This window comes from Solihabitans fulvus (assembly GCF_008386585.1).
GTDB lineage: Bacteria > Actinomycetota > Actinomycetes > Mycobacteriales > Pseudonocardiaceae > Solihabitans > Solihabitans fulvus.
Genome location: NZ_VUOB01000010.1, coordinates 339,825 through 359,300, shown reverse-complemented (window position 1 = coordinate 359,300; position 19,476 = coordinate 339,825). Strand labels below are relative to the sequence as shown.

The window sequence follows — 19,476 nt, the reverse complement described above, 5'->3', positions numbered from 1 at the left end:
CGTGCCGGAGGATTTCGTCCTCCCGCCATGACGAGCAGAGGCATTGCCGGAGCGATCGGATCCTTACTCCTGGTCGGGGTGCTGGCCGGGTGCGCGAACAGCGCGGACTCGGGGTCCTCGACCGCCGCGCAGCGGGCGGTGGCCCCGGCCCCCGCCCCGGCACAGGGGCAGCCCAACGGCCAGCCGCAGAACAATGCCGGGATGGCCAAGTCGGACGCGGCCGGGCAGGGCGCCAACGCGGCGCAGGCCACCCAGCCCGTCGTGGCCGTGAACCGGCAGATCGTGCGCTCGGCGCAGGTCGACCTGCGGGACCAGAACGTGAGCGGCACGCTGGCGAAGGCGATCGACGTCGCCAGGAACGCCGGCGGCCAGGAGGCGGAGGAGAACTCCGACCAGGAGCACGCCACGGTCACCCTGCGGGTGCCGGCGGAGAAGCTGGACGCGGTGCTCGACGGGCTCGGGAAGGTCGCCACGGTCACCCACCGCCAGCAGAAGTCCGAGGACGTCACCGAGCAGTCGGTCGACATCGAATCGCGGCTGAAGACGCAGCAGGCGAGCGTCGACCGGCTGCGGGGGCTCTACGAGCGCGCTGGTTCGGTCACCGAGATCGCCCAGGTGGAGAACGAGTTGACCCGCCGGCAGGCGGACCTCGAGTCGCTGCAACACCGGCGCGACGCGCTGGCCGGCCAGGTCGCGCTGTCGACGGTGGTCGTGTCGATCAGCAGGCCCGACGGGGCGCCGCCCGCGGACTCGGCCCAGTCGGTCGGGTTCCTCGGGGCGCTCGCCGGCGGCTGGCACGCGCTGCTGACGGCCCTGCGGGTGCTGGTCGTCGCGTTCGGCGCCGCGCTGCCGTTCCTGGTGGTGCTCGGCGTCCCGGTGGCTGCGGTGCTGTTCCTGCGGCGTCGGCGGCGCGGGCTGGTGCCGGCGTTCGCGGACGGGCCAGCGCCGGAACTCGCCGAGGAGCCCATGCCCGAGGAGTGACCCGTCGTGTGCGGAGCGCATCCCCCGGTGGGGGGCGCGGGGCGGCTTGGGAGAGAGGGGGAGTCGCGAGCTCAAGCCGCCCCGCGTCAGGTCCCCGCTGCGACGGACCCAAGGACGGGGGAGCCCTGGTGTCCGAGCGGGCGCGGTCCGACGGGGGAGACGGACCGCGAGGTGCGTCGCGCGGGCCGGGGAGTGCGTGGGAGCCGGTCCGCGAGAGCCCTGTCAACTTGGCAGATTCGCCGACGTGACCACAAGGCTCTCCGACTACTCCATTCGAGTGTATTTAGCGGTGGTAAGTAACGTGTCAGTAGGTATTCGGCCCTGCTTGACCCTGTCGTGTGGCCTCTATCACGATGGGACTCGCCATTCGTTCGGGAATCAGCCGCACAGCGAGTGAGTGAGGTCGCCTTGGTGTTCCGCAGCCCCTATCCCGATGTCGAGATCCCAGACGTGTCGCTGCCCGACTTTCTGTTCGCCGATCTCGGCGACCGGGCCGACCGACCGGCACTGGTCGACGGGGTGAGCGGGGCCGCGCTGACCTACGCGGAACTCGCGGCGGCCGTCGACCGGGTGGCCGCCGCGCTGGCCGAGCGGGGCATCCGCAAGGGCGACGTGGTCGGCATCCTCTGCCCGAACTCGCCGAGGTTCGCCGTCGTTTACCACGGTGTCCTGCGCGCAGGCGCGGTCGCCACCACCATCAACGGGCTGTACACGGCGCACGAGATCGCCGCCCAGCTCGCCGACTCCGGCGCGAAACTGCTGTTCACCGTGGCCGCGCTGCTCGGCACGGCCGAGCCCGCCGCCGCCGAGGCCGGGATCGCCGACGTCGTGCTGCTCTTCGCCGACGACACCGCGCCCGGCCGCCCCACCGTCGACGATCTGCTCGCGAGCACCGCGCCGGTGCCGGACGTGCGCATCGACCCCGCCGTCGACCTGGCCGTGCTGCCCTACTCCTCCGGCACCACCGGCCGCGCCAAGGGCGTGATGCTGACCCACCGCAACCTCGTTGCCAACCTCTGCCAGACCACCCCGGCGCTGGAGCTGTTCCGGGCCGTCCGGGTGCTCGCGGTGCTGCCGTTCTTCCACATCTACGGGATGAACTCGGTGCTCAACCACGGCCTGCACACCGGATCGACGGTGGTGACCATGCCGAGGTTCGACCTCGCCGCGTTCCTCGGGGTGATCGCCCGACATCGCACCGAGCGGGTGTACATCGCGCCGCCGGTCGCCGTCATGCTCGCCAAGCACCCGATGGTCGACGACTACGACCTGTCCGCGCTCCAGCTGCTGTTCTGCGGCGCGGCCACGCTGGACGAGGAGCTGGCCGGCGCGGTGGCCGAACGGCTCGGCTGCATCGTCCACCAGGGCTACGGGATGACCGAGCTGAGCCCGGTCAGCCACGTCATCCCCGACCTGCGGCCCGACGTGCCGCTCGGCACCTGCGGCGTGCCCATCCCGAACCTGGAATGTCGACTGATCGACCCGGCCACCGGCGAGGACCTCGGCGTCGGCGAGCGCGGCGAGCTGCTGTGCCGTGGCCCCAACGTCATGACGGGCTACCTGAACAACCCCGAGGCCACCGCCGCCACCCTGGACGAGGACGGCTACCTGCACACCGGCGACGTCGCGGTCTTCGACGAGCGCGGCTTCATCACCATCGTCGACCGGGTGAAGGAGCTGATCAAGTACAAGGGTTACCAGGTGCCGCCCGCCGAACTCGAGGCGCTGCTGCTGACCCATCCCGGCATCGCCGACGCCGCCGTGGTCGGCGTCGCCGACAGCGAGGGCGAGGAGGTGCCCAAGGCGTTCGTGGTCCGGCAGGAGGGCGAGCCCGGGCTGGACGGCCGGCAGGTGATGGACTTCGTCGCCGAACGCGTCGCCCCGCACAAGAAGGTCAGGCTCGTGGAGTTCCTCGACGCGATCCCCAAGTCCGCGTCGGGCAAGATCCTGCGCAGGGAGCTCAGGGCGCGCTGATCGGTGTGTGGCAGGCTTGCCGGCATGGGTGCTGTCGGAACTCTGGTGCTGATCCGCCACGGCGAGAGCGTGTGGAACGCCGAGAACCTGTTCACCGGCTGGGTGGACGTGCCGTTGTCCGAGAAGGGCGAGGCGGAGGCGCGGCGCGGCGGCGAGCTGCTGCGGGACGCCGGGCTGCTGCCCGAGATCCTGCACACGTCGCTGCTGCGGCGGGCGATCTCCACCGCGAACCTCGCGCTGGACGGCTGCGACCGGCACTGGATCCCGGTGCGCAGGGACTGGCGGCTCAACGAGCGGCACTACGGCGCGTTGCAGGGCAAGAACAAGAAGCAGACCCTTGAGGAGTACGGCGAGGAGCAGTTCATGCTCTGGCGCCGGTCCTACGACACCCCGCCGCCGGAGATCGAGCTCGGCACCGAGTTCAGCCAGGACAGCGACCCCCGCTACGCCGACCTCGGCGCCGACGCGCCGCGCACCGAGTGCCTCAAGGACGTCGTCGCGCGGCTGCTGCCGTACTGGGAGTCGGCCATCGTGCCCGACCTGCGCACCGGCAGGACCGTGCTGGTCGCCGCGCACGGCAACTCGCTGCGCGCCCTGGTCAAGCACCTGGACGGCGTCTCCGACGACGCCATCGCCGGCCTGAACATCCCCACCGGCATCCCGCTGCGCTACGACCTGGACGAGCAGCTGAAGCCGACCAACCCCGGCGGCACCTACCTCGACCCGGCCGCGGCCGCCGACGCCATCAAGGCCGTGGCCAACCAGGGCCGCTAGCCGCACGGTCAAGGCCAAGGGACACGCCCTTGGCCGGTCCTGTGCGCATTTAGATGAGGCGTAGCTCCCTGGCCCGGACGCCTGCCTGGAAGCGGGACTCCGCGCCGAGCGTGTCCATCAGCTCGGCCACGCGGCGGCGGTAGGTGCGCAGCGACAGCCCGAGGCCGCGCGCGGCCGTCTCGTCCGTGCAGCCGGAACTCAGCGCCTCCACGATGCGCGGCGCCAGGGGGCGGAGCTCGGCCAGCTCGCGGTCGTAGGTGTCCAGTTCGCCCGAGGCCAGCCAGGCCGCCTCGAACAGCGAGCTGACGCCCTGCACGACCTCGGGCAGCCGCATCACGGTGAAGCTGCGCGGGCCGTGTGAGGCGTCGCCCGCCAGGATCGCGATCTCGCGGTCGATCAGGACCGTCTCGTTCAGCTCGGTGAAGCTGATCCGCACCTGCGCGCCGCGCGCGGCGACCATCTGCACGTGTCGCACCGAGGCCGGCTCAAGCAGCATGCCCGGCCGGTAGAGCTTGCGGATCCGCATCGAGCTCGGGTAACCGCCGTCCGCCCGCACCCTGCCGCGCGCCACCGCCCAGCTGTACAGGGAGTTCGCCGCGCAGGAGACCTCTTCGTGGGCGGCCGCGAACAGGTGCGAGGTGCGCGCGTAGAGCTCCTGCTCGCCGTGAATCACCACGACCTGGTCTGCGATGTTCATCGCCGTCAAGTCTGCGCGGTACCCCGTCCGGGGTCAACGACTGGCCATTTCTGGCCAACCGCGTGCGTGCGGTTGCCCGGATTGGCAGATTCACTGGCATGACAACGAAGAACCTCACCGCGACGGCAGCCGGCAACTGGAACCTCGGCGGCGACCTGCCGGTGACCCGGATGGGCTACGGGGCCATGCAGCTCGCCGGGCCCGGCGTGTTCGGCCCGCCGGCCGACCGGGACCAGGCGCTTGCCGTGCTGCGCCGCGCCGTCGAGCTCGGCGTGAACCACATCGACACCAGCGACTTCTACGGCCCGTACGTGGTCAACGAGCTGATCAGGGAGGCGCTGCACCCCTACGCCGACGACCTGGTGCTGGTCACCAAGGTCGGCGCGCGCCGCGACGACCAGGCCGCCTGGCTCCCCGCGCTGGCGCCCGACGAGCTGCGCGGCGCGGTGCACGACAACCTCGGCCGGCTCGGCGTCGACCGGCTCGACCTGGTCAACCTGCGGGTCGGCGGGGTGCATGGCCCCGAGGAGACCGACATCGAGGAGCCGTACACGGTCCTCGCGGAGCTCCAGCAGCAGGGCCTGATCCGGCACCTCGGCGTGAGCAACGTCACCTCGGCGCAGCTCGCCCAGGCGCAGGGCATCGCGCCGGTCGGGTGCGTGCAGAACCTGTTCAACATCGCCAACCAGCAGGACTCGGAGATGGTGGACGAGTGCGCCGCCAAGGGCGTCGCCTACGTCTCCTTCTTCCCGCTCGGCGGGTTCGCGCCGATCCACCACGACCGCCTCGGCGGGGTGGCCGCCCGGCACGGCGTGACCGAGCGGCAGGTGGCGCTCGCCTGGCTGCTGGCGCGGTCGCCGGCGATGCTGCTGATCCCCGGCACCTCCTCGGTCGCGCACCTTGAGGAGAACATCGCCGCCGGCACGCTCGCGCTCACCGAAAGTGACCTCGCGGAGCTGAACGCCGCCGAGACCGACTGAGTCGAGGGAACGTCCGCCCCCTCCGACGCGTTGACCGTGTCGGAGGGGGCGCACGACCGTCGCGAATGGACACGATTGAGTGAACTGAGGTTGGCCGGCGGTGGAACAAGAGGCCGCCACGGTGTCACTGGCGTCACGGTTGCGCCTAGCGGGCTAGGCCGTGGGCCCCGTTGGCTGCTTACGATGCCGCCGTGACCGCATCGGGCTACCTCGCCCTGTCGATCGGCGTCCTGCTGATCGGCGCGGTCGTTGGTCTTGTGGCCGGCAGGCTGTTCGCCCGCCGCGCCGCCCATCGACCGTCCGGCCTGACCATCGCCGACCTCGTGCACCGCGTGGTGCACTCCGCCCACAACGGCGTCGTGGTCCTCAACAGCTTCGGCGACGTCGTCCTGCACAACCCGCGCGCCACCGAACTCGGTGTCGTGCGGAACAACCGCGTCGACGCGCGGGCCCGCAAGGCCGCCGAGATCGTGGCGGAGACCGGCGAGGCCGTCCAGGTCGACCTGTCGCCGCTGGAGGCCAAGGGCCGCCAGCCAGAAGCCGTGCTCGCCGAGGTCCGCGTGCTCGGCGACGGCTTCACCGTGGTCGACGCCTCCGACGAGTCGGAGACCGTCCGGCTGGAGGCCACCAGGCGCGACTTCGTGGCCAATGTCAGCCACGAGCTCAAGACCCCGGTCGGCGCGATGGCCCTGCTCGCCGAGGCCGTGCTGGACGCCGCCGACGACCCGGAGCACGTGCGCCGGTTCAGCGACAAGATCCTCCGCGAGGCGACCAGGCTCGGCCAGCTGGTCACCGAGCTGATCGCGCTGTCCCGGCTCCAGGGCGCGGAGAAGCTCCCCGAGCTGAACACCGTCGAGGTGGACGCGGTGGTGCGGGAGGCGCTGAGCCGGTCGCGGCTGGCCGCCGAGGCGGCCGGGATAGAGATCGCCACCGACGGCCCGAGCGAGCTGCTCGTCGAGGGCGACCGCACGCTGCTGGTGACCGCGCTGAGCAACCTGCTGGACAACGCCGTCGCGTACTCGCCGCCGGGCAGCCCGGTGTCGATCAGCCGCAGGCTCAACGGCCGGTACGTCGAGATCGCCGTCACCGACCGGGGCATCGGCATCGCCGAGGACCAGCAGCAGCGTGTCTTCGAGCGGTTCTACCGGGTCGACAAGGCGCGCTCGCGGGCCACCGGCGGCACCGGCCTCGGCCTGGCCATCGTCAAGCACGTCGCGGCCAACCACGGCGGCGGCGTGAAGCTGTGGAGCCAGCCGGGCACCGGCTCCACCTTCACCCTGCGGATCCCGGCGCGGCTCGCGCAGGCGTCCGACAACGGACACGGCGGCGCCGGCGGTGCCATTGACGGCGCGGCGCTCCGCATCAACCCAACGACGCTCGTGCAGACGGCGGCGGACGGGAACGGCGGCCGGGCGACCAGCCCGGCGGTCGCCACAGACAACCTCGGCAGCTCGGAACATGGAGGAGCGCTGTGACCAGGGTTCTCATCGTCGAGGACGAGGAGTCCTTCGCCGACCCGCTCGCCTTCCTGCTGCGCAAGGAGGGCTTCACCGCGGCGGTGGCCATCACCGGGCAGGAGGCGCTTGAGGAGTTCGACCGCAACGGCGCCGACATCGTCCTGCTCGACCTGATGCTGCCCGGCATGAGCGGCACCGACGTGTGCAAGCAGCTGCGGCAGCGCTCCGCGGTGCCGGTGATCATGGTGACCGCGCGCGACAGCGAGATCGACAAGGTCGTCGGGCTCGAACTCGGCGCGGACGACTACGTCACCAAGCCGTACTCGGCGCGCGAGCTGATCGCCAGGATCAGGGCGGTGCTGCGGCGCGGCGGGGAGAGCGAGGAGCTGCTGCCGCAGGTGCTGGAGGCCGGGCCGGTCAGGATGGACGTCGAGCGGCACGTGGTGACCGTGGACGGCGAAGAGGTCAGCCTCCCGCTCAAGGAGTTCGACCTGCTCGAGTACCTGCTGCGCAACGTCGGCAGGGTGCTCACCAGGGGGCAGCTGATCGACCGCGTGTGGGGCGCCGACTACGTCGGCGACACGAAAACCCTGGACGTGCACGTGAAGCGGCTGCGGTCCAAGATCGAGCCCGATCCGTCCGCTCCGAGGCATTTGGTGACCGTGCGAGGCCTCGGCTACAAGTTCGAGTCCTGAATCACACTGGCGGCGTTCTGCCCTGTAGGGATCAACGCGCGTTGCGCCGACCGGACGCCGTAACTCGGCACAACGCATACGAGGTGGTTGCGGCAAGGTACGGTGCTCCGCGTGCGCCTTGGGGTGCTTGACGTGGGGTCCAACACCGTCCATCTGCTGGTGGTGGACGCTCATCGGGGTGCGCACCCGACGCCGATGACGTCCGAGAAGACCATGTTGCGGCTGGCCGAGCAGATCACCCCGCACGGCCAGCTCAGCAAGTCCGGCGCGGACCGGCTGGTCCGCACGGTCGCCGCGACCAAGGCGTCCGCGGCCCGGCTGGGCTGCGAGGACCTGATGGCGTTCGCGACCTCGGCGGTGCGTGAGGCCGGCAACTCGGCCGAGGTGCTCGACCGGGTCCGCCGGGAGACCGGTGTCGAGCTGCGGGTGCTCTCCGGCGAGGACGAGGCGCGCTACACCTTCCTCGCGGTCCGCCGTTGGTACGGCTGGTCGGCGGGACAGCTGCTGGTGCTGGACATCGGCGGCGGCTCGCTCGAACTCGCCTGCGGCCGCGACGAGGATCCAGAACTGGCCTTCTCGGTGCCGCTCGGCGCCGGCCGGTTGACCAGGACCAGGTTCCGGCACGACCCGCCGAGCCGGCACGAGGTCGCCGAGACCAGGGAGTGGCTGGCCGAGCAGCTGGCCCCGGTGGCGAGGAAGCTGCCGAAGGCAGGCGGGCTGGACCGCGTGGTGGCGTCCTCGAAGACGTTCCGCACGCTGGCCAGGCTCACCGGCGCGGCGCCGTCCTCGGCCGGCCCGCGCACCCGCCGCGTGCTCACCGACGCGGGACTGCGCCAGCTCATCGCGTTCGTGTCCAGGATGTCCGCTGCCGACCTCGCGGAACTGGAGGGGGTCAGCCCGAGCAGGGCACATCAGCTCGTCGCTGGCGCCCTCGTCGCGGAGGCGGCGATGACCGCCCTGTCACTCACGCAGTTGGAGATTTGCCCCTGGGCGCTTCGGGAGGGTGTCATCCTGCGCCGGCTGGACCAGACTAACGGCTCGCACCAGACTGGCACGGGGACCACATGACCGACGGGACACAGGTCGCGCGGCAGCCGGGTGACACTGGACGGACTGGCCAGCACGGGGCACGGTGGAATTGATGAGTCGAGAGAGCGGGTCGGAGCGCAGTCAGCGCACCGTGGCGGAGCTGCTTGCCCAGTACGGGGGCAGCTCGGAGGAGGCCGCGCCGCGCCGACGCCGTCGGCGTGCCGAGGACCCGTCGGACACCGCGCCGCAGGCCATCATCGACCGGGTGCTGTCCGATACTGGGCAGCTCGCCGCGCTCCGCGAGGAACAGCAGGGCGCGCGGGACGAGCAGGTCGCGCCGCACCAGCCGCACCAGCCGGGTGACCGGCCGAACGACCGCGCGCCGAGGGGCGGGGCCGAGGCGCCGCCGAGGCAGCCCGCCCGCTACGAGGACGCGCACGTCCCGCCGCGCCAGGTCGAGCCGCCGAGCGGCTACCGACGCCCGCCGGTCCGGCCGGAGCCGCGCAGGGCGGTGCCTCCGCCGATGGCCGCAGCCGAGCAGACCACCCAGGTCCCGCCGGTCGTCGACTACGAGCCGGAGCCGCCGAAACCGGTGCGCCCCGAGCCGTCCAAGCTGAACCTGTCCCGGCCGAACCTGCCGAGGCAGGACCCCGCCCGCCAGGATCCGACGCGCCAAGATCCCGCTCGCCAGGATCCGACCCGCCAGGATCAGACGCGGACCGGCCTGCCGAGGCCGGAGCAGTCCCGCGCGAACCTGGTGCGGCCCGCGCCGGCGGAGCCGATCACCGAGCAGTTGCCCAGGATCTCCTCGAAGCTGAGCCCGGACGTCGACGCGCCCGACCTGCGCAAGCGCCCGGTCGGCGGCGGCGCGTACACCGGCGAGCTGCCGGCGGGCCTCGGCCCAGGCCGGCTGGAGGAGACCCAGGTCCACCCGCTTGAGCGGACCGGCGAGGCGTGGTTCGGCGGCGAGGACTTCGCCGGCGACGAGTTCCCCGAGCAGGAGCACACCCAGGCGCACCCGGGCCCGTACGTCGACGACGAGGACGAGTACGACGCCGACTACGCCGAGCCCGAGTTCGCCGACGCGGCGGAGGCCGACGACGCGGCCGACGCGGACGAGGACGACGCCGAGGACGACGCGGTCAGGTCGCCGGCCAAGGAGTGGCTGGTCATTCTCGGCCAGCTCGGCATCGGCCTGGTCGGCGGCGCGGGCCTGTGGCTCGGCTTCGGCTGGCTGTGGCGCACCCAGGCCATCGCCGCGCTGGTGCTCGCGCTCGCCGTCACGGTCGGCCTGGTGATCATCGTCAGGAAGATCCGGCGCGCCGACGATCTCCAGACCACGCTGCTCGCGGTGCTGGTCGGCCTGATCGTCACGGTGTCGCCGGCCGCGCTGCTGCTCGTGAAACATTGAGCCCGGCGATCCCGGTCGGGCTCTCCACCGCGTCGGTGTGGCCGCAGCCGGCCGGCGCGGGGTTCGAGCTGGCGGCCGAGCTTGGCTACGACGGCGTCGAGGTGATGGTCTGGGCCGACCCGGTCAGCCAGGACGTCTCCGCCCTGAGCCGCCTCGCCGAGCGGCACGACACTCGGATCATGGCCGTGCACGCGCCCTGCCTGTTGATCACCCAACGCGTCTGGTCGCCGGACCCCGAGGAGCGGCTCCGGCGCAGCGTGCAGGCCGCGCTCCAACTCGGCGCGCCGACGGTCGTGGTGCACCCGCCGTTCCGCTGGCAGCGCCGCTACGCCGACGCGTTCGGTGAGCTGATCGACGAGCTGGAGCAGGACTCCGGTGTGGACATCGCGGTGGAGAACATGTTCCCGGTGCGCCGACCGCTCGGCCGGGGCCGCACCGTGCAGGTGACCGCGTTCCGGCCGTCCATCGACCCGACAGACGTCGGCCACCGGCACTACACCCTCGACCTGTCGCACACGGCCGCCGCGCACATGGACGCCGTCGAGCTGGCCAAGCGGATGGGCCGGGGCCTGACCCACCTGCACCTCGCCGACGGCAGCGGGTCGGCCAAGGATGAGCACCTGGTGCCTGGCCGGGGCAGCCAGCCGTGCGCGCAGGTGTGCGAGAACCTCGCGGCGGACGGCTTCGCCGGCCAGGTCGTGCTGGAGGTCAACACCCGCAAGGCGCGCGGTCCCGCCGAGCGCGCCGAGTTGCTCGCCGAGGCGTTGCTGTTCGCCCGCTTGCACCTGGACCGGCCGGTTCGCCGGTAACCAGGTGCCGGTACCCGTACAGTTTCCCGTTGTGAACCCGCTGCGCACGCTGATCCTCGCCGCGGCTGGCAACGACGCCGTGCGGCATCTGGTGGCGACGGCCCCGGTGAGTCGCGCCGTGGTGCGCCGGTTCGTGGCCGGCGAGACGGCCTCCGACGCCGTCGGGGCGACGGCGGCACTGGTCGCCGACGGGCTCACCGTGACCCTGGACCACCTCGGCGAGGACACCACCGACCGCGCGCTGGCCGAGCGGACCGTGCAGGCCTACCTCGCGCTGCTTGACCGGCTGCACGCCGAGCGGCTGGCGGACCGCGCCGAGGTGAGCGTGAAGCTGTCCGCCGTCGGCCAGGCGCTGGACGAGCGGCTCGCGCTGGAGAACGCGTCCCGGATCTGCGCGGCGGCCGAGCAGTGCGGCACCACGGTCACCCTGGACGCCGAGGACCACACCACCACCGACTCGACCCTGCGGGTGCTGCACGAGCTGCGCCGCTCCTGGCCGTGGGTCGGCGCGGTGCTCCAGGCATACCTGCGGCGCACGCAGGCGGACTGCCGGGAGCTGGCCGGGCCGGGCTCTCGGGTGCGGCTGTGCAAGGGCGCCTACGCCGAGCCGCCCTCGGTGGCGTTCGCCGACGCGCACGAGGTCGACCTGAGCTACGTGCGCTGCGTCAACGAGTTGTTGGCGGGCGAGGGTTATCCGATGTTCGCCACGCACGACCCGAGGCTGGTGGAGATCATCGGCGAGCGGGCCAGGTGGCATGATCGCAAGCCGGGGACCTTCGAGTACCAGATGCTGTACGGGGTGCGGCCGGACGAGCAGCGCAGGCTGGCCCGCGCCGGCAACACGGTGCGGATCTACCTGCCCTACGGCGAGCAGTGGTACGGCTACCTGATGCGTCGGCTGGCCGAACGGCCGGCGAACACGACGTTCTTCCTGCGTGCCCTGGCCGGCCGTGGCTAAGAGCTCCTAACACAATGGCGTTCGATCAGGGAGCGGCGGCTAGGTGGGCGAGATGTCTCGCAGGGGTCGTGACCGGAGGAGGGAGGCATGACGGAGTCATGGTGACTGACGACAACGCCGCAGATCGTCTGCCTGGGCGTCGCGAGCCGAACAGTCATTGTGTTAGGGGCTCTAAGTCAGTGCCGCATTTGACCACCGACGTTCCGGTCTCAGCGGAGACGGCGTCTTGACTGTTGGGCCGAGGAGTTCGGTGGGAACGTTCACGACCGCCAGTGCTATCCGTTCGCTTGGGGACGGCACGTTCACGGCGAACCTCGGCGCGGAGTGGACCGTCGGCCCCAAGCCGCACGGCGGTTTCCTGCTCGCCCTGGTGGCCAGGGCCGGTGTCCAGGCAGCCGAGGTGGTGATGCCGTCGCAGGACGGCGTCGCGCCGCTGTCGCCGCTCGCGGTGAGCGCGCACTTCCTGCGCGCCCCCGAGGTCGGCCCGGTGCTGCTGCGCACCGACGTGCGCAAGACGGGCCGCACGGCGACCGTGGTCGCGGTGTACCTGGAGCAGCGCGGGCGAAGCTGCGTCGAGGCGGTGGTCACGGTCGGCCGGATGCCCGACGAGCGGCCGGAATATGTTGACCTGCCTGGGTTGCCGGCCGAGCCGCCGCCGGACGCGATCGACCTCGGCGCGATGCAGGCGGCCGACGCGTTCAAGCTCGCGACGACCTGCGATCTTCGGCTCGACCCCGCAGGCGCGGGCTTCCTCACGGGCCGGACCGGCGACCCGCTGCGGCTGCGGCTGTGGGTGCGGCCGCGCGACGAGCGGCCGGACGTGCTGTTCGCGCTGCTGGCCGGGGACATCTCGATGCCGGTGACGTTCAACCTCGGGCGCTTCGGCTGGGCGCCGACCGTGCAGCTGACCGCGCTGCTGCGGGCCAACCCCGCGCCGGGTTGGCTGCGGCTCCAGGTGTCGTGCAGCGCCGTGCACGGCCAGTGGTTCGACGAGGACGCCGTGGTGATCGACTCGACCGGCCGCCTGGTCTGCCAGGCCCGCCAGCTCGCCCTCACCTCCGCCGGCTAGGTCATGACAGGTCCCTCCAGGACACCGGGTGTCCCGAAGGGACCCGTCATGACACTCGGGGGTCAGCCGAAGCGGTTGGTCCTGATGGTGCGGACGAACGCGGTGAAGGCCTCGGCGGGGATGGCGAGGATCGGGCTGGCTGTGCCCAGCTTGGTGTCGCGCACCCCGGCCCAGCCGGACAGTTCGCGGTCGATCTCCACGCAGTTCTGGCCCTGGCCCGTCCTGGTGGACGTGCGCCAGCGTCGTGCGTGGCCGAGGGCGGTAACGGCGTCCTCGTGGTTCAAGCGACAATCTCCTTAGCGATGCGGGCAATGGTCGCCGGCGCGTCGGACGGGCTACCCGCCTGGGTCCGCAGTCGGGTGAACACCTCGTGGTACTCGGCGATCTCGGCTGGTTCCTCGTAGTAGTGACCCCGCAGCCGGGTCTCGACGTAGACGGCTCCTGGGTAGCCAGGCAGCTCGTGCGGGAAGATCATCATGGTGAACGTCCCGTCGAGTCCGGTATGGGCCCCCACGTTCGCCGGCAGCACCCGAATGTCTATTGTGGACAGTTCCGCCAACTCGGCCAGCCTGGCCAGCTGCGCCAGCAGCACGGCGGGGCTGCCGACCAGCCGCCGCAGCGCGGACTCGTCGATGACCGCGCTCACTGCGAGCGGATCCGGCTCGCGGCGCAGCAGTTGCTGGCGCGCCAACCGGAGTTCCACCCGCCGCCGCACCTCGTTGCCCGCCAACTCCGGCACGCTGCCCTCGATCACCGCCCTGGCGTAGTCGGCCGTCTGGAACAGGCCGGGCACGACCAGCGCGTCGAAGGACCGCACCGCGACCGAGGAGGACTCGAGGCCGAGGTACAGGTCGAACCAGCTCGGCACCGCGCCGAGGAAGGTCTTCGAGGTCCACCAGTCCCGGCCCTTCCTGGCCCCGTGCAACAACTCCCGGAAGAACTCCGTGCGCTCCGGCACGCCGTAGAACTCCAGCAGCGCGTCGCACTCGAGCGGGGCCGGCAGGTTGCGGCCGGTCTCGATGTGGCTGACGTGCGCCAGTGTGCAGCCCGCCAGGTCGACCACGTCCCGCCGGGACTTGCCGGCCTCCTGCCGCAGCCGCCGCAGGGTGAACGCGATCCACCGCCGAAGGACGGTCGGGCTATTCTCGGCGACCACTGGTGTACCTCCGGGTGGCTGGCGGTCCCACAGCATCGCGCGCCGGTCGGCGGCCGGACATCACCTGATCAGGGAACATACGAAGTTACCCATGACGACGTAACGTGTAACGCCTGCGAGCGGGCCCGGCGCGAGAGGCCCGACCATAGCCATGGAAGGAGACCGGCCTCGTCGGGGGTCGGTGCCGACAGTCCAGCCAGGGACGGCGCACGGGTTACCTACCTCCCGCCGATCGCCGTCCCTGGCCACTTTCATTTTCGGGGAGATGTCGTCGTTGAGTTCGGCCGTCGAGGTGCTGAAGCGGTTGCGCCGCTGCGGTTTCGACGCGCACAGGTACTACGCCGAGAACGGCGAGCTCGACGCGATCGGGTACACCCGCTGCCGGCGCGGCCTGTGGGACGTCGTGCTCGTCTACTCCTCGCGCGAGGCGTTGGGCTACCGGGTCCGCGCCGACGACTTCAACCAGGATGACCCGTTCGTGATCAGGCCGGGCGCCCAGCTGTGGCGCGTGCAGGACTGTCCTGCCACCGTCGTGACCGGCGTGCTCGCCCTGTCCGCTTAGGGCACGACCTAGATCGACACGGCGGGCAGCCCCCATGCCTTGCGGAAGTCGTCGAGCATCACCCAGGCCAGCCTGGGGTGCACCGCGATCGCCTGCCGCGCCCCGGCCAACGCGTCGAACGAGCCGGGGTCGGCGGGGTCGTCCCGGCCGCGCGCGGTGCGGTCCTTGTCGAGCGAGCGGTCGAAGACCTCCAGCAGCGTCGCGCAGTGGTAGGCGTGCGCCGCGCTCTGCCGGCGCAACCGGTCGAACGGTTCGCCGCCGACCTGGCCACGTGGGTTCAGCGCGGGCAGCGCCGCGCACAACAGTGCCGCGTCGGCCCGCAGCGAGCGCAGCGCCCGCAGGAAGTCCGTGGTGTCCTCGGTGGTGGTCAGGCCGCCGACGGCGAGCTGGAACGCGTGGCTCTTGCGCTGGACGTCCTCCCGCACGAGGGCGCGGCAGACCGCGTCCAGCGACGGGTCGGCGTTGGCGTCGGTGTCGGCTTCGGCTTCGGCTTCGACAAGCGCCACCATCGATCTGGTCACCCGCAACACGTCCCGCGCGAGGCCGCCGGACATGCAGTGCGCCAGACAGAGGAACGGCTCCGGCACGCCGAGCACCCTGCCGCGCAACAGGAGATAGCTGTCGGCCAACGTCAGGTGGTCGATCCGGACGATCTCGTCGAACGCGCTGTCGAACGCGTCCCGCACGGCCAGCCCGCGCCGCTCGAACGAGGCGAGCGCGTCCTCCGAGACCGACACCAGGAACTGGGTCCTGCGCGCCCCGAAGACGCTCTTGATCTCGTTGACGAAGCACTGCGCCTGTTCCGCGGACTCGATCTTGTCCAGCTCGTCGATCGCCACGATCACCGAGGGATTCCCGTGGTTGACCGCGACGACCTCGGCGAGGAACTCGCACAGCTCGGTGACGATCTCGGGGTGCGTGCGCGGGCGTTCGGCCTGCTGGGTCGAGCGTGTCCAACCGGCCTCCATCTTCATCGGCAACGCGAGTTTTCCCGACCAGCCAACGGTGTTCGTCTGGAGGAACCGGATCTGTCTGAGGCGCTGGCCGGCCGTCTCGACGAGCGCGGCCGTCGGCCGCCCGAACACGCGCGACTGCCAGTCCTGCGAGCGGCGCACGCCGACCGTGGCGACGATCGCCATGACCATCAGCACGAGCAGGCCCGAGGGCAGCAGCGACCCGTTGCGCACGTGGGCGCCGAAGGCCTTCGGGTCGTGCAGCAGCGGTGTCCACCCCACGACGAGGATCACGCAGACCACGGCCGCCACCGACATCGTCAGCGCCGTCAGCAGAAGGCGGGTGTTGATCCACCGGTTGTGCCTGGCCTCCGACGAGGTCCGGACGTGCGGCTCTTCGCCGTAGCGCGCGAGCACCGCGCGGCACAGCGTCGCGTACAGGTGCAGCACGAACTCCCTCGGCTCGTACTGCACCGGCGCGGACACGAACATCGTCAGCGGCCTGCCGGTCTGGCCGAGGTGCTGCTCGATCAGCGTGGTCTTGCCGGCGCCCCTCGGCCCGGCCAACCCGATCGCCCCGCTCGGCAGCTGGTTGACCACCGCGCGGAACCGCTTGGTGGAACTGGTGTCCACGATGCAGGAGGAGTCGCGGAGCGTGACCAGCCCCGGCGCGCTCTCGACGGTCAACGTGGTCCACTGCAACGGTTCCAGCGCCTCGTTGATGATCCGCCGCAGCATGGGCAGCACGCCGTCCTCGTGGACGATGTGCTCCCACTCGGCCCTGGCCTGGGTCAGCCCGAGCGGCCGGAGCCCCGGCCTCGACGAGTGTTCCGTCGGCTCGGCGGCGCCGCGCCACTGCTGCTCGGCCAGCGCGGCCTGCCGGAAGGTCTCCAGCGCCCTGCTCGCCGGGCGCACCACCTCGTCGGTGGCCGCCAACACCTGCCGGCGCAGCGCGTCCGGGTCGAGCCCGGCCTGCTCGACTCCGCTGACGATCTCGGGTGCTGCCAACGCGCGTGCCACGACCGAGGGCAGCGCGTCGCGGATCAGCTCCTCGGCGAGGTCGATCGCGGAACTCTCCATGGCGTGCCTGCCTTCGCGGCGTGACAGCGGTCGGGCCCCGATCCTCCGCCGCCCGCCACGCGCAGGGGGCCGGTCGCGGGTGGATACGCCCGGTCGGCCCAGTCCGACCCGCTCTGGCACCCTGTCGCACATGACCACGATCGCGCTGCTCGGCGCCGGCAAGATCGGTGAGGCGCTGCTGTCCGGGTTGCTGCAAGGGGGACGCCGCCCCGAGGATCTGCTGTTCACCGAGCGCCATCCGGAACGTTCCGCCGAGCTGACCAAGCGGTACGGCGTCGCCTCGGCCGACGTGCCGGACGCGGCCGCGCGGGCCGACGTGCTGTTCGTCGCCGTCAAGCCGCAGGACATCGAGCCGCTGCTGGACGAGCTGGCGCCCGTCGTCGCGCCGGACACCCTGGTCGTCTCGCTGTGCGCCGGGCTGCCGACGAAGCTGTTCGAGCGCAGGCTGGCCGAGGGCGTCCCGGTCGTGCGGGTCATGCCGAACACCCCGATGGTGGTCGGCGAGGCGATGAGCGCGATCTCCCCAGGCCGGCACGCCGAGGCCGCGCACCTCGCCCTGGTCGAGGAGCTGCTGTCCAGCGTCGGCAAGGTCGTCCGGGTGCCGGAGTCCCAGCAGGACGCGGTGACCGCGCTGTCGGGTTCCGGGCCCGCCTACTTCTTCTACCTGGTCGAGGCGATGATCGACGCGGGCATCCTGCTCGGCATCCCGCGCGCGGTCGCCGGCCAGCTCATCATCCAGTCCGCTGTCGGCGCGGCCACCATGCTGGCGGAGACCGGCGAGCACCCGGTCACCCTGCGTGAGGCCGTCACCTCGCCGGCAGGCACGACCATCATGGCGATCCGTGAGCTGGAGAAACACGGAGTTCGCGCCGCGCTGCTCGCCGCGATCGAGGCCGCGCGGGACCGTTCCGAGGAGCTCGGCCGCGCACACGAGGTGGACTGAGCGGGACGCCAGCCCCGATCGAGGCCCGATCGGACACTCTGCGCACACCGGTCGGCTCCACGGAGTGGCGGACCGCGTCCATTGGGCGCATGCCCAGGGCAAGACCGTCGCAGGAGTCCCACTGGTCCCGCTACTCTCAGGAGAGCACGTGCGTGTCGATACCGCCGGTGGGGAAGCCGACGGCGCGACACGTGTCGAAGGACACGGTGAAACATGCCGGCGAACAAGAAGGAGAACGATTCCCCGACCGTCACAACGGTGCAGTTCCTGACCGTCGCCGAGGTGGCCGCGATGATGCGCGTCTCCAAGATGACCGTGTACCGCCTGGTGCACTCAGGTGAGCTGCCCGCCGTACGGGTGGGCAAGTCGTTCCGCGTTCCGGAGAAGGCCGTCCACGCCTACCTCGAAAGCGCCTATTTCGACGCGGGGTAGCTGGCCGGGAGAAGGCCGGCCGAGGCGGCTGGGGGCGGGTGGTCCCGAGCCGGTTCAACGCTGCGGGTAAGGTGGTCGGGAGTTCGTGCCTGGTGCCGGCGTGTTGTGCTTCGCAAAACGCGCTGCGCAGCACCGGCGCGCAGTGTGAACCGGAAACGTCTACAGCTAAGGATCCCGCATGGGCTCGGTCATCAAGAAGCGCCGCAAGCGCATGTCGAAGAAGAAGCACCGCAAGCTGCTGCGCAAGACCCGCGTCCAGCGTAGGAAGCGCGGCAAGTAGTCCGCGCCGCTTAGCCGCTGTTGGGCCCATGATCGCGTTCTTCGACGCGTGTCATGGGCCCAACTGCTGTCTGGCTCTACTGGCGTAAAGGGCGTATGACCTGCGTCAACACGGTGTTCCGGATGCGCCGGGCTGCGCGCCCGGTGAGTAACATCGTCCCGTCACAGCAGGTGAGCGCAGGGAGTCCTATGACGCCCAGGATCGTTCTCGTCACCGGAGTCAGCCGCTTCCTCGGCGGCCACCTCGCCGCGCGGTTCGCCGCCAACCCCGACATCGAACGCGTGCTCGGGGTGGACACCGTGCCGCCGGGGCGTGACCTGCTCCGCCGCATGGGCCGCGCCGAGTTCGTGCGCGCGGACATCCGCAACCCGTTGATCAGCAAGGTCATCTCCGCCGCCTCGGTCGACACCGTGGTGCACGCCTCCGTCACCGCCAACCCGGCAGGCCCGACCGGCCGGACGGCGATGAAGGAGATGAACGTGATCGGCACGATGCAGCTGCTCGCCGCGTGCCAGAAGTCGCCGCTGGTGCGCAGGTTGGTGGTCAAGTCGACCACCGCCGTGTACGGCTCCAGCTCGCGCGACCCCGCCGTGTTCACCGAGGAGCAGGGCCCGAGGGACCTGCCCTCCAGCGGCTACGCCAAGGACGCCGTCGAGGTGGAGGGCTACGTGCGCGGCTTCGGCCGCCGTAGGCCCGACGTCGAGGTGACCACCCTGCGGTTCGCCAACTTCATCGGGCCGCGCATCGACACCGTGCTCACCAGGTACTTCGCCCTGCCCGTCGTGCCGACGGTGCTCGGCTACGACGCCAGGGTGCAGCTGCTGCACTCCGAGGACGCGCTCGCCGTGCTGGAGCGCGCCACGCTGCACTCGCTGCCCGGCGTCTACAACGTCGGCGGGGACGGCGTGCTGATGCTGTCCCAGGCGATCCGCCGGGCCGGCCGGATCGCGGTGCCGGTGCCCAGCCAGGCGGTGCCGACGGTCGGCAGGCTGTTCCGGGGCGCGCGGCTGGTCGACTTCTCGCCGGACCAGATGCGGTTCCTGAACTTCGGCCGCGTGGTGGACACCTCGCTGCTGCGCGACGAGTTCGGCTTCGTGCCGAGGTGGACCACAACGCAGGCGTTCGACGACTACGTGAGCGGGCGCGGGCTGCGTCCGCTCATCGACCCGGAGCGCGTGAGCGCCGTCGAGCATGGGCTGCTCGACCTGGTCGCCAAGCTCCGCCCATAGTTCGACC

20 protein-coding genes are annotated in these 19,476 nt (G+C 71.4%); 16 read left to right on the top strand and 4 right to left on the bottom strand.

All coding sequences use genetic code 11. The annotated features are described in order from the left end of the window. Positions 1-27 precede the first annotated feature (27 nt). From F0L68_RS07315 to F0L68_RS07305, 3 genes are all read left to right on the top strand, one after another. Entirely contained in the window at positions 28-981 is a 954-nt protein-coding gene (locus F0L68_RS07315; RefSeq protein ID WP_149848671.1) for a DUF4349 domain-containing protein, read from the top strand. A 393-nt stretch (positions 982-1,374) separates the two neighbouring features. Continuing rightward, positions 1,375-2,955: an AMP-binding protein gene (locus F0L68_RS07310; protein ID WP_306463145.1), complete on the top strand. Its 1,581-nt coding sequence runs from the start codon at positions 1,375-1,377 to the stop codon at positions 2,953-2,955. 24 nt (positions 2,956-2,979) lie between these two features. Beyond that, entirely contained in the window at positions 2,980-3,729 is a 750-nt protein-coding gene (locus F0L68_RS07305; protein WP_149848670.1) for a phosphoglyceromutase, read from the top strand. 49 nt (positions 3,730-3,778) lie between these two features. Here the strand turns inward: F0L68_RS07305 and F0L68_RS07300 are convergent, their stop codons facing one another. Beyond that, positions 3,779-4,426 carry a response regulator transcription factor gene (locus F0L68_RS07300; protein ID WP_149848669.1) on the bottom strand — a complete coding sequence of 216 codons (648 nt, stop codon included), beginning with the start codon at positions 4,424-4,426 and terminating at the stop codon, positions 3,779-3,781. A 98-nt stretch (positions 4,427-4,524) separates the two neighbouring features. Here F0L68_RS07300 and F0L68_RS07295 point away from each other — a divergent pair, with 98 nt between their 5' ends. From F0L68_RS07295 to F0L68_RS07260, 8 genes are all read left to right on the top strand, one after another. After that, entirely contained in the window at positions 4,525-5,406 is an 882-nt protein-coding gene (locus F0L68_RS07295; protein WP_149848668.1) for an oxidoreductase, read from the top strand. 191 nt (positions 5,407-5,597) lie between these two features. After that, on the top strand, positions 5,598-6,881 hold the full coding sequence (locus F0L68_RS07290; RefSeq protein ID WP_149848667.1) for a sensor histidine kinase: 1,284 nt from the start codon (positions 5,598-5,600) through the stop codon (positions 6,879-6,881). Continuing rightward, positions 6,878-7,558, top strand: a complete 681-nt coding sequence (locus tag F0L68_RS07285) for a winged helix-turn-helix domain-containing protein (RefSeq protein WP_149848666.1) — start codon at positions 6,878-6,880, stop codon at positions 7,556-7,558. The genes F0L68_RS07290 and F0L68_RS07285 overlap by 4 nt, the downstream gene beginning before the upstream one ends. Positions 7,559-7,669: 111 nt before the next feature. Continuing rightward, a complete protein-coding gene (locus tag F0L68_RS07280) occupies positions 7,670-8,626 on the top strand; it encodes a Ppx/GppA phosphatase family protein (RefSeq protein ID WP_149848665.1) in 957 nt (318 codons plus the stop codon). Between the two features lie 73 nt (positions 8,627-8,699). Then, positions 8,700-9,998 (top strand): Rv0497 family membrane protein, encoded by a 1,299-nt coding sequence (locus F0L68_RS42210; protein ID WP_188316433.1) that lies wholly within the window; start codon positions 8,700-8,702, stop codon positions 9,996-9,998. Beyond that, the gene (locus F0L68_RS07270; RefSeq protein ID WP_149848664.1) at positions 9,995-10,807 is read left to right on the top strand and encodes a sugar phosphate isomerase/epimerase family protein; all 813 of its coding nucleotides are present in this window, start codon (positions 9,995-9,997) and stop codon (positions 10,805-10,807) included. The genes F0L68_RS42210 and F0L68_RS07270 overlap by 4 nt, the downstream gene beginning before the upstream one ends. Positions 10,808-10,838: 31 nt before the next feature. Continuing rightward, a complete protein-coding gene (locus F0L68_RS07265) occupies positions 10,839-11,765 on the top strand; it encodes a proline dehydrogenase family protein (protein ID WP_149848663.1) in 927 nt (308 codons plus the stop codon). A 250-nt stretch (positions 11,766-12,015) separates the two neighbouring features. After that, positions 12,016-12,834 (top strand): thioesterase family protein, encoded by an 819-nt coding sequence (locus tag F0L68_RS07260; protein WP_223198559.1) that lies wholly within the window; start codon positions 12,016-12,018, stop codon positions 12,832-12,834. A 62-nt stretch (positions 12,835-12,896) separates the two neighbouring features. Here the strand turns inward: F0L68_RS07260 and F0L68_RS07255 are convergent, their stop codons facing one another. Then, positions 12,897-13,118 (bottom strand): DUF397 domain-containing protein, encoded by a 222-nt coding sequence (locus F0L68_RS07255; protein WP_149848662.1) that lies wholly within the window; start codon positions 13,116-13,118, stop codon positions 12,897-12,899. Continuing rightward, on the bottom strand, positions 13,115-13,990 hold the full coding sequence (locus tag F0L68_RS07250) for a helix-turn-helix domain-containing protein (RefSeq protein ID WP_188316432.1): 876 nt from the start codon (positions 13,988-13,990) through the stop codon (positions 13,115-13,117). The genes F0L68_RS07255 and F0L68_RS07250 overlap by 4 nt, the downstream gene beginning before the upstream one ends. Before the next feature lie 265 nt (positions 13,991-14,255). Here F0L68_RS07250 and F0L68_RS07245 point away from each other — a divergent pair, with 265 nt between their 5' ends. Further along, positions 14,256-14,552 (top strand): hypothetical protein, encoded by a 297-nt coding sequence (locus tag F0L68_RS07245; protein ID WP_149848660.1) that lies wholly within the window; start codon positions 14,256-14,258, stop codon positions 14,550-14,552. Between the two features lie 8 nt (positions 14,553-14,560). Here the strand turns inward: F0L68_RS07245 and F0L68_RS07240 are convergent, their stop codons facing one another. Continuing rightward, positions 14,561-16,585: a hypothetical protein gene (locus tag F0L68_RS07240; protein WP_149848659.1), complete on the bottom strand. Its 2,025-nt coding sequence runs from the start codon at positions 16,583-16,585 to the stop codon at positions 14,561-14,563. 130 nt (positions 16,586-16,715) lie between these two features. Here F0L68_RS07240 and proC point away from each other — a divergent pair, with 130 nt between their 5' ends. From proC to F0L68_RS07220, 4 genes are all read left to right on the top strand, one after another. After that, positions 16,716-17,528, top strand: coding sequence for a pyrroline-5-carboxylate reductase (proC, locus tag F0L68_RS07235; protein WP_149848658.1), 813 nt, complete (start codon positions 16,716-16,718; stop codon positions 17,526-17,528). Between the two features lie 213 nt (positions 17,529-17,741). Further along, complete coding sequence (locus tag F0L68_RS07230) at positions 17,742-17,960, top strand: helix-turn-helix domain-containing protein (RefSeq protein WP_149848657.1); 219 nt, start codon at positions 17,742-17,744, stop codon at positions 17,958-17,960. Positions 17,961-18,138: 178 nt separating this feature from the next. Further along, positions 18,139-18,240, top strand: a complete 102-nt coding sequence (locus tag F0L68_RS07225; RefSeq protein ID WP_015105422.1) for a 30S ribosomal protein bS22 — start codon at positions 18,139-18,141, stop codon at positions 18,238-18,240. A 188-nt stretch (positions 18,241-18,428) separates the two neighbouring features. Beyond that, entirely contained in the window at positions 18,429-19,469 is a 1,041-nt protein-coding gene (locus F0L68_RS07220) for an NAD-dependent epimerase/dehydratase family protein (RefSeq protein WP_149848656.1), read from the top strand. Positions 19,470-19,476 lie beyond the last annotated feature (7 nt).

Coding starts and splice junctions, on each gene's coding strand:
- F0L68_RS07230 (WP_149848657.1), top strand. CDS start 17,742: ATGCCGGCGAACAAGAAGGAGAACGATTCCCCGACCGTCACAACGGTG.
- F0L68_RS07295 (WP_149848668.1), top strand. CDS start 4,525: ATGACAACGAAGAACCTCACCGCGACGGCAGCCGGCAACTGGAACCTC.
- proC (WP_149848658.1), top strand. CDS start 16,716: ATGACCACGATCGCGCTGCTCGGCGCCGGCAAGATCGGTGAGGCGCTG.
- F0L68_RS07240 (WP_149848659.1), bottom strand. CDS start 16,585: ATGGAGAGTTCCGCGATCGACCTCGCCGAGGAGCTGATCCGCGACGCG.
- F0L68_RS07225 (WP_015105422.1), top strand. CDS start 18,139: ATGGGCTCGGTCATCAAGAAGCGCCGCAAGCGCATGTCGAAGAAGAAG.
- F0L68_RS07220 (WP_149848656.1), top strand. CDS start 18,429: ATGACGCCCAGGATCGTTCTCGTCACCGGAGTCAGCCGCTTCCTCGGC.
- F0L68_RS07300 (WP_149848669.1), bottom strand. CDS start 4,426: ATGAACATCGCAGACCAGGTCGTGGTGATTCACGGCGAGCAGGAGCTC.
- F0L68_RS42210 (WP_188316433.1), top strand. CDS start 8,700: ATGAGTCGAGAGAGCGGGTCGGAGCGCAGTCAGCGCACCGTGGCGGAG.
- F0L68_RS07315 (WP_149848671.1), top strand. CDS start 28: ATGACGAGCAGAGGCATTGCCGGAGCGATCGGATCCTTACTCCTGGTC.
- F0L68_RS07245 (WP_149848660.1), top strand. CDS start 14,256: ATGTCGTCGTTGAGTTCGGCCGTCGAGGTGCTGAAGCGGTTGCGCCGC.
- F0L68_RS07305 (WP_149848670.1), top strand. CDS start 2,980: ATGGGTGCTGTCGGAACTCTGGTGCTGATCCGCCACGGCGAGAGCGTG.